The organism is Kineosporia sp. R_H_3 (genome assembly GCF_002198675.1).
Taxonomy (GTDB): domain Bacteria; phylum Actinomycetota; class Actinomycetes; order Actinomycetales; family Kineosporiaceae; genus R-H-3.
In genome coordinates this window covers 1-13,124 of record NZ_MWLL01000252.1, presented here as the reverse complement: position 1 = coordinate 13,124, position 13,124 = coordinate 1, and the positions used below count along the sequence as shown (strand labels likewise).

The window sequence follows — 13,124 nt, the reverse complement described above, 5'->3', positions numbered from 1 at the left end:
CCCCGGGGCGGACGTGCCGGCCCCCTGGCCGCTCGACGGTCCCGCGACCCGGGGCCACGACCCGCGGGGCCGCGGACCCGTCGACCCGGACGACATCGCCGCCCGCTTCGACCTCGGCCCGGACGACGACCCGCCGCCTGCTCCGTACGAGCAGGACGACCCGCCCCGCGGCCGCGCCGCCGGGCCCGGCCCGCGCGGACCCGTCGCCGGGCGCTGGTGGACCGTCCCGCTCGCTGCGCTGCTCCTGCTCGGCTGGGTGTCGTCGGTCTTCGTCGACGTCGGCGGCCTGCTCGGCGTGCTCCCGGTGACGCTCGCGACGACCGCCCCGTTCGTCACCGTGCTCGCCGTCCCCGTCGCGACGCTCGCGGTCCGGCGGCGGCGCTGGGAGAGCCTCGTCGCGGCCCTCGTCGCCGGCGCCCTGCCGTGGGCGTTCGTGCTCGGCTACGCGTCGGCCGACCCGCCGCCGGCCGACGCCGGTGCGGCGGTCACGGTGCTCGTCGTCAACGCGCACGACGGCCGCGCGGACGCCGCCGAGATCGTCGCCGCGGTACGCAGCCACGACGTCGACGTCCTCGTCGTCACCGAGCTGTCCCGCACGCTGACGCACGAGCTCACGGAGGCGCGGCTCGCGACGTTCCTCGCGCCGCAGTGGTTCGACGTCGAGGACGCCCCCGACGAGGGCCTCGGCGTCTGGAGCCGCCTCGACCTCGCAGGCACCGCGCTCGTCCCGGGGACGACGTGGCCCGCCGTCTCGCTCCAGGTGCAGACCCGGGCCGGCGACCTGACGGTCGTCGCCGGGCACGTCGTGCCGCCGGTGCCCTCGGACGTCGACGACTGGCGCTCGGACCTCGAGGCGCTCGGCGCCGCCGTCCGGGGCAAGGAGCGGACGCTGCTCGCCGGCAGCTTCAACGCCTCCCCGTGGCACGCCCAGTACCGCCGGCTGCTCGGCACGACGCTCGTCGACGCCGCGGACGTGCAGGGCGCCGGGCTGCGCCCGACGTGGCCCGCCTGGACGCCGCTGCCGCTCGTCCCGCTCGACAGCGCCCTCGTCACCAAGGACCTGCGCGTCGTCAGCGCGGACACGGTGCCGGTGCAGGACACCGACCACCGGGCGCTCCTCGTCTCGCTCGAGGTCCCGGGCGACCTGCGCTCGGGCGACTGAGGCCGGACGGCGCCTGCGGGTCGGCGGCCGTCAGGCCTTGTCGCGCGCCGCGACCTGCTCGGCGTACTGCGCCCGGACGTGCTCCATGTCGAGCGCCCGCACCTGGCTCAGCAGGTCCTCGAGCACCGGCTGCGGGAGCGCACCGGCCTGCGAGTGCACCGGGATCCCGTCGCGGTAGGCGACGAGCGTCGGGATCGAGCGGACGCCGTACATCGCGGCGAGCTCCGGCTCGGCCTCGGTGTCGACCTTCGCGAAGACGACGTCCGGGTTGCTCTCCGAGACCTTCTCGTAGACGGGGGCGAACCGCTTGCACGGGCCGCACCAGTCGGCCCAGAAGTCGATGAGGACGATGCCCTCGGAGATCGTGCTGTCGTGCTGGTCGAGGGTCAGTTCCTTGGTGGGCACGCCCACTCCTCAGGTGTCGTCTCGGATGTCGTCCGCGGACCGGGGTGCGGACGCGGGTGCGGGTGCGGCAGGTTCAACCGACCGGGTCGGCGGCGTGTTCCCCGTCGTCCTGGCCGTCGGCCGGGCCGTCCTCCTCGCGGTGCACGAGGCCGGGCCCGAACGCGGGGACGCACACGGCGACGTAGTCCGCGCCGTCCGGTCCGACGCCGTACCGCACGCGCTCGCCGGCCCGGGTCAGCACCGCCTGCCCGGCCCGGACCTCGACGACGCCGTCGTCGTGCTCGACGACGACCGAGCCGCGCAGGACGAGGGTGACCTCGTCGAACTCGGGGACCTGGGCGGGCTCCTGCCAGCCGGGCGGGGCCGCCATCCGGGCCACGCTCACGCCGGGCGTGGACGTCGCGACCCGGCCGACGAACTCCTCGATGACCTTGCCGCCGGGCACCGGGATCCGGCTCGGCTCGTTGATGACCTCGGGCACGGCGCCAGCGTACGGCCCGCCCGGCGCGCCCCCTCGCCGACGTGGCCTGCACCACTGCGAAGGTCCTCTTGGGTCCTGGCCGCACGCGGATAGGCTCCAGACGCCGGAAGGAGCGACATGACGACGACGTCACCGGGCGAGGACGTGCTGTCCACCGCCAAGCCGATCACCAAGGTCCTCATCGCGAACAGGGGCGAGATCGCCGTCAGGATCGCGCGGGCGTGCCGCGACGCAGGGCTGGGATCGGTCGCCGTGTACGCCGACCCGGACCGGGACGCCGTCCACGTGCACGCGTCCGACGAGGCCTACGCGCTCGACGGCTCGACCCCGGGCGACAGCTACCTCGTCGTCGACAAGCTGCTCGACGTCGCGCGCCGCTCGGGCGCGGACGCCGTGCACCCCGGCTACGGGTTCCTCGCCGAGAACGCGAACTTCGCCCAGGCGGTCATCGACGCCGGGCTGACCTGGATCGGCCCGCCGCCGCACGCGATCGACGGGCTCGGCGACAAGGTCAAGGCGCGGCACATCGCGCAGAAGGCGGGCGCCCCGCTCGTCCCCGGCACGAAGGACCCGGTCGGCGGCGCCGACGAGGTCGTCGCGTTCGCCCGTGAGCACGGGCTGCCGGTCGCCATCAAGGCCGCGTACGGCGGCGGCGGGCGCGGCCTCAAGGTCGCCCGGGCGATCGAGGAGATCCCCGAGCTGTTCGACTCCGCCGTCCGCGAGGCGGTCGCGGCGTTCGGTCGCGGCGAGTGCTTCGTCGAGCGCTTCCTCGACCACCCGCGGCACGTCGAGACCCAGTGCCTGGCGGACATGCACGGCAACGTCGTCGTCGTGTCGACCCGCGACTGCTCGCTCCAGCGCCGCAACCAGAAGCTCGTCGAGGAGGCCCCCGCACCGTTCCTCAGCGAGGCCCAGGTGACCGAGCTGTACCGGGCGTCCAAGGCGATCCTCCTCGAGGCGGGCTACGTCGGCGCCGGCACGTGCGAGTTCCTCGTCGGTCCGGACGGCACGATCTCCTTCCTCGAGGTGAACACCCGGCTCCAGGTCGAGCACTGCGTCTCCGAGGAGGTCAGCGGCATCGACCTCGTCCGCGAGCAGTTCCGGATCGCCGCCGGCGAGCCGCTCGGCTACGGCGACCCGGAGCTGCGCGGGCACTCCATCGAGTTCCGCGTCAACGGCGAGGACGCCGGCCGCAACTTCCTGCCGCAGCCCGGCACCGTCGCCGTCTGGCAGCCGCCGACGGGTCCCGGTGTCCGGCTCGACTCCGGTGTCGTCGAGGGCTCGGTCATCGGCGGCGCGTTCGACTCGATGCTCGCCAAGCTCGTCGTCACCGGGCACACCCGGCAGCAGGCCATCGAGCGCTCCCGCCGGGCGCTCGCGGAGTTCGTCGTCGAGGGCATGCCGACGGTGCTGCCGTTCCACCGCGCGGTCGTCTCCGACCCGGCGTTCGCACCGGCCGACCCGGAGCAGCCGTTCTCCATCCACACGCGCTGGATCGAGACCGAGTTCGTCAACACGATCGAGCCGTGGAGCGGCCCCGCGGCCGACGTCGCCGAGGAGTCCCCGCGCGAGAAGGTCGTCGTCGAGGTCTCGGGCAAGCGGCTCGAGGTGTCCCTGCCGGCCGGGTTCGGCGGCGGGGGCGGCGGCTTCGGCGGCGGCGCCCCGGCGGCCCGCAAGGCACCGAAGCGTTCCGGCGGCGGCAAGGCCGGCGCCGCGGCGTCGGGCGACGCGCTCACGTCCCCGATGCAGGGCACGATCGTCAAGATCGCCGTCGAGGAGGGGCAGACCGTCGCGGCCGGCGACATGGTCGTCGTGCTCGAGGCGATGAAGATGGAGCAGCCGCTCACGGCGCACAAGGCCGGCACCGTGACGGGGCTGTCCGCCGCCGTCGGTCAGACGGTCTCGAGCGGCGCGGTCATCTGCGAGCTCAAGGACTGACCGCACCCGCCGCACCGCTGCGCTGCCCGGCCGGGACCTCCCGCGCCGGGCAGTCGCACGTCACGGCCCGCGACGAACGTCTCCCTCCGGACGCGCAGCGGCGATGGATGATCACTGCTGGTGATTTACACTCCGCCGGACGGGCGGTCGCGGATACGCTGCGCGAACAGTGCGCGGTGTCGCCCGGCAGCATGGCCCGGCACCGCACGTGCGGGCGTGTCGAGGAGAACCGCTGTGACGACCGTGGACATCAGGCACGCCGCGAGCACCGCGCCCGCGCCCCTGAAGCCGCCCGCCGTCCGGCCGCCGGCGAAGGCCCGCACCGGTTCCGCGGCGACGGCCCGCCGGCAGGCCGAGGCCGCCAAGCGCAAGGCGGAGGCGGCCAAGCGCCGGGCCCGGGAGGCCCGACGGATCAAGAAGGCGTCCCGCCGGGCGTTCGCCCACGGGGTCGCCTCCGGGGCCGCGTTCATGCTCGTGCTGTTCGCCGTCGGGACCATCGCCTCCCGGTTCTGACCGGCGACAAGCCCGAGGGCTCAGCCCCAGAGGGCGTCGATCCGCGCCGCGACGAGGTCCGCGGCGCTCTGCGCCGGCGTCCGCCGGCCGTCGGCGGTGACGTCGACGACCCGGTCCTCCTCGTGGCCGTAGGGCTTGTCGGCGAGCACCGCCCGCACGCCCGGCCCGAGGAAACGGGACGGCTGGGACCACGTGTGCTTGTCGTCGCGGGCCCGCGGGTGGTGGTGGTACCGCTGCGGCAGGTAGAGGTCGAGGCTGCGGCGAGCCCGGGTGACGGCGACGTAGAAGACCCGCCGCTCCTCCTCGAGGCCGGTGGACGTCGTGAGGTTGAGGTCCGAGGGCCACCCGCCGTCGCTCGCGTGGAGCACGTGGACCGCCTCCCACTCCAGGCCCTTCGCCGAGTGCGCCGTCGAGACGACGAGCCAGTCCTCGTCGATCGTCGGCGGGCCGGCGAGGTCGGACGTCGAGGCGGGCGGCTCGAGGACGTGGTCGGCGGCCACGTCGGACAGGCGCGCGTGCTGCGCCGCCGCGGCGACGAGCGCGTCGAGGTCGGCGAGCCGGGCGGGGCCGTCCGGGTAGGCGCCCTGGACGAGGGGCGCCACGGCCGCCCGGAGCCGCTCCGCGTGGGCGGCGACGCTCTCGCCGTCCGTCGGCACGAGCGCCGAGACGACGGCGAACGCCGCGCTGCGCGCGGAGACCGGCAGCGCCGCCTCCGCGAGCGGCCAGCGCAGCAGCACCTGGCCGGAGCCGGCCGCCGAGCCGCCGGCGCCACCGGCCCCGCCGTCGTTCGTCGCCCCGAGCGCCTCGACCGCGCGGCGTGCCGACGCCGGGCCGACACCGGGCAGCAGCTGGAGCAGCCGGAACCACGCGAGCTCGTCGAACGCGTTGTCCGCCAACCGGAACGCGGCGAGCAGGTCCTTGACGTGGGCGGCCTCGAGGAACCGCAGACCGCCGTACTTCACGTAGGGGATCCGCCGCGCGGAGAGCTCGAGCTCGAGGGTGTTGCTGTGCGACGCCGTCCGCACGAGCACCGCCTGCTCCCGCAGCGGGACGCCCTCCTCGCGCAGCGCGAGCACCCGCTCGCAGACCGCGCGGACCTCCGCCTCGTCGTCCGCGCACCGCCACAGCGTCGGCCGCCCGACGGGGGCCGGCACGCCCGCCCCGGCCGCCGCGCCGGGCGCGTCCGCGGGCAGGTCACGGGCGCTGCGCAGGACGGCGGTGAAGCCCTCGGGCGCGTCCGCGGCGACGGCGTTCGCGACGTCGAGGAGCGGCTGCCCGGCCCGGTAGCTCGTCTCGAGGACGACCGTCGTCAGCCCCGGGAAGACCGCCTCCATGTCGAGGATGTGCCGCGGGTCGGCCGCCCGGAAGCCGTAGATCGCCTGGGCGTCGTCCCCGACGACGGTGAGCCGCTCGTCCCGTGCCCGCAGCGCCCGGACGATGTCGACCTGGAGCGCGTTGACGTCCTGGTACTCGTCGACGAGCAGGTGGTCGACGCCGTCCGCCAGCGTCGGCCCGACGACGGGGTCGAGCGCCGCCGCGTGCCAGTGCAGGAGCAGGTCGTCGAAGTCGAGGACGCCGAGCGCCCGCTTGCGCGCGACGTAGCCGCGGCAGGCGGCAGCGATCTCGTCGACGCGCTCGGCGGCCCATGGCACCGTCTCGGTGACGACCTCGGCGAGCGGCCGCTGGGTGTTGACGACCCGGGAGTAGACGTCGAGCAGGGCCGCCTTGCGCGGGAACCGCCGCCCGTCGGTCGCGGAGAGCCCCAGGTCGTGACGGACGAGGTCCATGACGTCGGCGGCGTCGGCGGTGTCGACGACGCCGAAGCCCTCCGGCAGCCCGAGCCGGGCCGCGTGCCGGCGCAGCGTGCGGTGCGCGACGGAGTGGAAGGTGCCGCCGCGGGCCCGTCCGGGGGCCGCCCCGTGCCGGTGCGCCGCGGTCGCGAGGAGCGCCTCGCTGCGGCCGAGCATCTGCCGCGCGGCCCGGCGGGTGAAGGTGAGCAGGAGGATCCGCTCGGCGGGCACGCCGGTCGCGGCCAGCCAGGCGACCCGGTGGGTCAGCGTCGTCGTCTTGCCGGTGCCGGGCCCGGCGAGCACCCGCAGCGGGCCGCCGTCGTGGGTCACCGCCGTCCGCTGCGCCTGCGTGAGACCGTCGAGGAGGGCGTCGGCAGCAGCCACGGATCCGAACATGCGTTCGACTGTAGCCGGTCCGGGTGACCACGGAGCGCTGTCGGCGGCGCGCCGCGCGGTCACCCGTCCGGCGGCTTCGCCCCCGTGATCCTCAAGCCCGCCCGGCCTTGAGCCGAGTGCGCGCGATGCCGATCACCGAAGGGTGGAGGCAGGCCCCCAGCGCGCCGGGAACCTCCCGCGGCAGCACGGACGACGTGCCGCCCGCGGGAGCGTGCCGTCGCGCCGCGAGGTCCTGCGGCCGGGCACCCTGCGACGGCGGCTCGGCGACGGCGGCCTGGCCGCCGTCCTCATGCTCGGGCTGGCCGCCGCCGTGCTCGTCCTCGGGCTCGTCGGGGCGGTCTTCTCCTCGACGACGGCGGGGCCGGCGGCGACGCTGACGGCCGGCTCGCTCGACGGCTACGTCCCGACCGCGGTGAGCGCGTCCCGGACCGCCGCGACGACCTGCCTCGTCGCGTGGACCCCGGTCGCGAGCCCGCCCGCCGGGCTCACCTACGACGTCACGGACGGCGCCGGCAGCACCGTGGCGACCGCCGTGGCCGGCACGAGCGCCTCGGTCACGGTGCCGGCGACCGCGGTCAGCCCCACCGTCAGGGCCCGGCTCGGGGCGTGGGTCTCCGCGACGGCGACCACCACGGCCGCGCCGTGCAACGGCTTCCCGGACGCCCCGTCCGGCCTGACGCTGACGCCGTCGGACGGTGCCGTGGCCGCGACGTGGACGGCACCCGCGGGCAACGGCGGCACCCTCGCCTCGTACACCGCGACGATCAGCCCGGCCCCCGCGTCCGGGTCGGCCACGTGCACGGTGACCGTGCCGACGACGGCCTGCTCGTGGTCCGCCCTGACGAACGGGCAGGCGTACGTCGTGTCGGTCACCGCGACGTCGGACGTCGGGACCGGCCCCGCGGCGACCGCGACGACGTGGCCCTACCCGTCGGGCGTGATGTCGCCGGCGAACCTGAGGCTGTGGCTCGACGGCGCGGACACCGCGACGCTGTTCGCGTCGTCGGCGTGCACCGGGGCCGCTGCGACGACGACCGTCGGCTGCTGGAAGGACAAGTCGGCCCAGGCGAACCACGCCGTCCAGACGACGAGCAACTCCCGGCCGGCCCTGGCGACTGCCGCGGGGCGCTCGGTCCCGTCGCTCGACGGCGTCGACGACCGGCTCTCCCTGACCCCCTCGTTGCTGCCGAACGGCTCGTCGCCGAGCACGCAGTTCCTCGTCGCGGCGCTCGACGACCCCGCCCCCATCTCGAGCGGCTTCCGGGTCGCGGTCACCTGGGGCTCGACCAGCGTCAGCGGCGCCCGGACCCACGGCAAGATGGCCGGCAGCGCGACGATGTTCGCCGACGCCCGGTTCGACGGCGGCGCGGTCGGCGGGACCTGGCTGGCCTCACCGTCGCTGCTCACCTCCGAGTTCACCGCGTCGCAGGTACGGACGGCGCCGTTCGGCAGCGGGACGTGGACGTCCCAGGCGAGCACGACGAGCACGGGGACGGCGGTCGCGGTCGTCGGCGCGGACGTCGACCTCACCAACTTCTGGCAGGGCCGGGTCCCCGAGGTCGTCGTCGTCGGCACGACGGTCACGGACGCGCAGCGCCGCAGCGTCGAGGAGTACCTCGCCCGCAAGTGGGGCACGACGGTCGCCCCGCAGGCGCCGACCGCGGTCAACGGCGCCGCGACGGCCGCCGCCTCGACGACCGCGAACGTGTCGTGGACCGCCCCGGCCTGGGACGGCGGCTCCGCCGTCACCGGCTACACCGCGACCGCCGTCCCGACCGCGGGCGGGTCGACGGTGACGTGCACCGCCACCGCACCGGCGACGACGTGCACGCTCACCGGGCTCGCCGGCGGCGGCGCCCGGTACTCGGTGACCGTCACGGCGACGAACAGCGCCGGCACGGGTCCGTCGTCGTCCGCGGCGACGGTCTTCAGCGGCGTCCCGTCGGCGGCGAACGCGAAGCTGTGGCTCGCCGCCGACGACCTTGACGCGGACGGCGCCCAGGCCGGGTCGTCGGAGACCGGCCTCGTCTCCGGCGGCGTGCAGACGTGGAAGGACAAGTCCGGCGGCGCGCGCGACGTCACCGCCCCCTCGGCGGGCGAGCGCCCGCCGTACGGCACTTATACCCTCGGCGGCTACCGGGTGCCGACCTTCACCGGCTCCACGGTGCTCAAGGGGTCCGGGACGAACCCTTACGGGATCACCGGCGACCGCAGCCTCTTCGTCGTCGCCCGCGAGCGCACGGTCGACGCGGGCACGACGTTCCTCATCGACCGCACCCCCGAGCAGAACCCGCTCTTCTCTCTCCTGGTCTGCTCGGGGAGCTGGGCGCTGCAGCACCGCAACGACGCCGGCAGCGGACTGGGCTGCGTCGCCGCGGGCAGCACGCCGTCGGTGAACCGGGTCGACGTCGTCGGCGCCCAGCGCAGCGGCACGAGCGACTCGGCCCGGGCGTCCGGCTCCCCGGGCTCGACCTCGACGCTGTCCGGCCCGATCACCCAGGACGCCGTGAGCGTCGGCCGGCACGAGAACTTCACCGGCAGCTTCGACCTCGACGTCGCCGAGGTGCTCCTCTACGACACGTACCTGTCCGGCAGCCAGCGCCGGGCCGTGGAGAAGTACCTCGCCGACAAGTGGGGCGGCGCGCTCGCGCCCGACGTCCCGACGGGCGTCACCGCGACGGCGACCGGCACCTCCGGGCAGGCGACGGTCTCGTGGACCGCCCCGTCGGACGTCGGCGGCTCGGCCCTCAACCTCTACACCGCGCGGACGACGACGGGCGGGTTCTCGTGCACCGCGACGCCGCCCGCGACGTCCTGCACCCTGACCGGCCTCACGGACGGCACGACGTACACCGTGTACGTCGAGGCGAGGAACAGCACGGGGACCGGGGACCGGTCGGCGACGACGACGGTCACCCCGGCCACGGTGCCGGGCGCCCCGACCGGGGTCGCCGCGACGTCCGGCGACACGACGTCGTCCGTGTCGTGGACCGCGCCGGCGAGCAACGGCGGCTCGGCGGTCACCGGGTACACCGCGACCGCCGTCCCCTCCGACGGCAGCCTGCCGAACGTCACGTGCACCGCCGCGACGAGCCCGTGCTCGCTGACCGGGCTGGTGAACGGGATCACCTACACGGTGAGCGTCACCGCGACGAACGCGATCGGCACCGGCGCCGCGTCGTCCGCCGCGACCGCCAACCCCTACCCCTCCGCCGTCCTCGGTGCGGCCACCTTGTGGCTCGACGCGTCGAGCAGCGCCTACCGGTTCAGCGACGCGGCGTGCACGACGGCCGCCGGCACGGGCACGGGCTCCGCCGTCGCGTGCTGGAAGGACCGCTCGTCCGCGGCCCGCAACGCGGTCGCGGGCACGAACGCCACCGTCGGCACCACGCTCAACGGCCGCACGACCCTCGCGTTCGGCGGGACGTCCCAGCTCTCGACGACCCGGCCGACGTCCGGTGACATGACGCTGTTCGCGGTGGCCCGGACGTCGACGAGCGTCGCGACGTCGACCAGCCAGTGGTACGCGGGCGCACCGCTGCTCGACGGCTCCGGCAGCGGCGTCCAGTCCGACTACGGCTTCACGATGACCGGCGGCCGCGCCGCGTTCGGCACCGGCAACCCCGACACGACCGCCCACGGCAGCGCGGCGCTGGCCGACGGCGCCGGGCACGTGCTCGTCGGACGGCGCAGCAGCGGCTCGCTCGAGGCGTCCTCGGACGGCCGGACCCGTGGCACCGCGACGTCGACGAACACCGCCGCACTCACCGCCTCGAACGTGTTCTACCTGGGCAAGAACGTCTCCGGGGCGGCCTTCACCGGCGACCTCGCCGAGGTGCTCGTGCTGCCGTCGGCGCTGAGCCGCACCGACGAGCGGACCGTCGTGGAGTACCTCGCCCGCAAGTGGGGCACGACCGTGAGCCCGCAGGCGCCGACGTCGGTGACGGCCACCGGCGGCCAGAACGCGCAGTCGACGGCGTCCTGGACCGCGCCCGCCTGGAACGGCGGGTCGGCGGTCACCTCGTACACCGTGACGTCCTCCCCCGGCGGGCTCACGTGCACGTCGGCCTCGACGTCGTGCACGGTGACCGGCCTGACGAACGGCACCGCGTACACGTTCACCGTGACCGCGACGAACGCCGTGGGCACGGGACCGGCGTCGTCGGCCTCGGCCGCCGTGACGCCGTACACCGTGCCCGGTGCCCCGACAGGTGTCGCGGCGGCCGCCGGGGACACGACGTCGGCCGTCTCCTGGACCGCCCCGGCCTCCACCGGCGGCTCGGCGATCACCTCGTACACCGCGAGCGCCGTCCCCTCCGACGGCACGCTCCCGACCCGGACCTGCGCGTCCGCGACGAGCCCGTGCACCGTGACCGGCCTGACGAACGGGGTCACGTACACGGTCTCGGTGACGGCGACGAACGCCGCGGGGACCGGAGCGGCGTCGTCGACCGCGACCGTCCTGCCCTACCCGTCCGGGGTGCTCACGAGCGCCCGGCTCGAGCTGTGGCTGGACGGCGCCGACCCGTCGCGGATGTTCGCCGGCAGCACGTGCTCGGGCGCGGTCGCGACGACGACCGTCGGGTGCTGGCTCGACAAGTCCCCGAACGCGACCTCGGTCGACCAGGGGACGACGTCGCAGCGTCCCGCGCTGACGACGGTCAACGGGCGTCAGGTCCCGGCGTTCGACGGCACGGACGACGACATGCAGGCGGACATCGGCGTCCTCCCGCAGGGCACCGCCGCCAGCACGATGTTCACCGTCGCGACGATGACCGACCCGAGCCCGTCGACGTCCGGCATGCGCGACGTCTTCGCCTGGGGGTGGGTGAGCACCGGGGAGGCCCGCGGCATCTTCAAGCAGGCCAACAGCTCCGCCGTCATGGCGAGCTCGTGGAACGCGAACGTCGTGACGAGCGGGGTGTGGTCCTCGTCCGCGCAGCTCGCCGCCGCCGAGCACGCCTCGCCGTACGTGACGCTGTGGACCGCCGGCCGGCCGGCGGTCGTCTCCGCGAGCAGCGCGTTCAACACGTCGTGGGTCGGGGCGAGCCTGGCCCACGCGAACAACTCCTACCACTGGTACGGCGCGGTCCCCGAGGTGATGATCCTCAACACGACGCTCACCGCCGCCGAGCGGCGCCAGGTCGAGGAGTACCTGGCCCGGAAGTGGTCGGTGACCGTCACGCCGTCGGCGCCGCAGTCGCTGTCCGCGACCCCCGGGGCGGGCACCGCCTCGCTGTCGTGGTCGACCCCGGCGTGGAACGGGGGCGCGGCGGTGACCTCGTACACCGCGACCGTGTCCGGCGGCGGCTCCTGCGTCGTCACCGGCACGACGGCCGCGTGCACCGGTGTCCCCGCCGGCAGCAGGACGTTCACGGTCACCGCGACGAACTCGGTCGGCGTCGGCCCCGCGGTGACGACGACCGCGACCGTCTCCTGAGCACAGGGCCGGGCGGCGGGTCAGCGTCGGGTGCGCGCCTCCCGGCGGGTGCGCGGCGGCGCGGCGAGCTCGAACGCCGGCGCGGAGGCGAGCAGCGGCTCCGGCAACGACTGGGCGTGGTCCACGGGGCCGGCGGCGATCCGGACGAGCGGCGGCGAGGGCCGACCGGCGCGGGCCGCGGGCCGGCGGGTCAGCAGCCGGGACCACTCCTCGCGGCGGCGCCGCGAGGTCGCCCCGACGACGAGGGCCGAGCAGCAGAAGCCGCCGGTCCAGGCGAGCAGGAGCAGCACGACGGACTGCTCGACGAAGGCATCCATGCCTGCGGACCGCCCCGCTTCCGTGCCGGGCCGTTGCATCGTCCATGATCGCTTGCGCCGCAACGGGTCCGGCACCCCACCGGACGACGACACGCTTTCATGTCGGCACCGGGCCGCGCGGGCGGACGGCGGTACGTGCCGGTGTGCACCTTTCGCCCCCGGCGGAGGCGTGCCGGTATGGCGTAGCCTGCGCGCCGTGGAGCCGCCTGCCGACGCCGACCTGCGGCACCCGCGGGCCGCGCTCGCCGCGGACTGCTCACGCTGCCGGGCGCTGTGCTGCACCGGCCCGGCGTTCACCCGGTCCGCGGACTTCCCGATCTCCAAGCCGGCCGGCGTCCCGTGCCCGAACCTGCTGCCCGACAGCCGGTGCGGCGTCCACGACCGGCTGCTCGAGGGCGGGTTCCGCGGCTGCGTCGGCTACGACTGCTTCGGCGCCGGGCAGCGGCTCACGGCGACGCTCGCACCGGGCCCGGCCGCGGCCACGACGGCGTACGCGCTGCTGCCCGTCGTCCGGCTCCTCCACGAGCTCGAGTGGTACCTCGTCGAGGTCCTCGCCCGGCCCGGCGCGGCCGCCGTGCACGCCCGTGCCGACGCCGCGCTCGCGACGACCCGAGACCTCGGCACCCGGGTCGGGCCGCGGACCGGCGGTGCCGCCGCCGCGGCGCTCGCGGCCGCCGCCGGT

Annotated in this window: 8 protein-coding genes and 1 pseudogene; 5 read left to right on the top strand and 4 right to left on the bottom strand. The window is 75.7% G+C overall.

Features of this window, described 5'->3' with window-relative positions; all coding sequences use genetic code 11:
• A partial coding sequence (locus ECOMGDLI_RS32120) for an endonuclease/exonuclease/phosphatase family protein (protein WP_233153715.1) occupies nt 1-1,162 on the top strand: 1,162 nt, incomplete at its 5' end.
• A gap of 30 nt (nt 1,163-1,192) precedes the next feature.
• On the opposite strand, the gene trxA is transcribed toward ECOMGDLI_RS32120, so the two are convergent.
• Together trxA and ECOMGDLI_RS32110 are read right to left on the bottom strand one after the other, a co-directional pair.
• The gene (gene trxA / locus ECOMGDLI_RS32115; RefSeq protein ID WP_088320895.1) at nt 1,193-1,567 is read right to left on the bottom strand and encodes a thioredoxin; all 375 of its coding nucleotides are present in this window, start codon (nt 1,565-1,567) and stop codon (nt 1,193-1,195) included.
• 73 nt (nt 1,568-1,640) lie between these two features.
• A complete protein-coding gene (locus tag ECOMGDLI_RS32110; protein WP_088320887.1) occupies nt 1,641-2,048 on the bottom strand; it encodes an AraC family ligand binding domain-containing protein in 408 nt (135 codons plus the stop codon).
• Nucleotides 2,049-2,165: 117 nt separating this feature from the next.
• On the opposite strand from ECOMGDLI_RS32110, the gene ECOMGDLI_RS32105 reads away from it, so the two are divergent.
• Entirely contained in the window at nt 2,166-3,986 is a 1,821-nt protein-coding gene (locus ECOMGDLI_RS32105; RefSeq protein WP_088320886.1) for a biotin carboxylase N-terminal domain-containing protein, read from the top strand.
• A gap of 234 nt (nt 3,987-4,220) precedes the next feature.
• Entirely contained in the window at nt 4,221-4,499 is a 279-nt protein-coding gene (locus ECOMGDLI_RS32100; protein WP_088320885.1) for a hypothetical protein, read from the top strand.
• A 20-nt stretch (nt 4,500-4,519) separates the two neighbouring features.
• On the opposite strand, the gene ECOMGDLI_RS32095 is transcribed toward ECOMGDLI_RS32100, so the two are convergent.
• Nucleotides 4,520-6,685: an ATP-dependent helicase gene (locus ECOMGDLI_RS32095; RefSeq protein ID WP_088320884.1), complete on the bottom strand. Its 2,166-nt coding sequence runs from the start codon at nt 6,683-6,685 to the stop codon at nt 4,520-4,522.
• Nucleotides 6,686-6,827: 142 nt separating this feature from the next.
• On the opposite strand from ECOMGDLI_RS32095, the gene ECOMGDLI_RS32090 reads away from it, so the two are divergent.
• On the top strand, nt 6,828-12,125 hold the full coding sequence (locus ECOMGDLI_RS32090) for a fibronectin type III domain-containing protein (RefSeq protein ID WP_143448061.1): 5,298 nt from the start codon (nt 6,828-6,830) through the stop codon (nt 12,123-12,125).
• 20 nt (nt 12,126-12,145) lie between these two features.
• Here the strand turns inward: ECOMGDLI_RS32090 and ECOMGDLI_RS32085 are convergent, their stop codons facing one another.
• Complete coding sequence (locus ECOMGDLI_RS32085) at nt 12,146-12,442, bottom strand: hypothetical protein (protein ID WP_088320882.1); 297 nt, start codon at nt 12,440-12,442, stop codon at nt 12,146-12,148.
• 196 nt (nt 12,443-12,638) lie between these two features.
• Here ECOMGDLI_RS32085 and ECOMGDLI_RS32080 point away from each other — a divergent pair.
• Nucleotides 12,639-13,124 (top strand): annotated as a pseudogene (locus ECOMGDLI_RS32080) (pentapeptide repeat-containing protein); the annotation flags it as partial.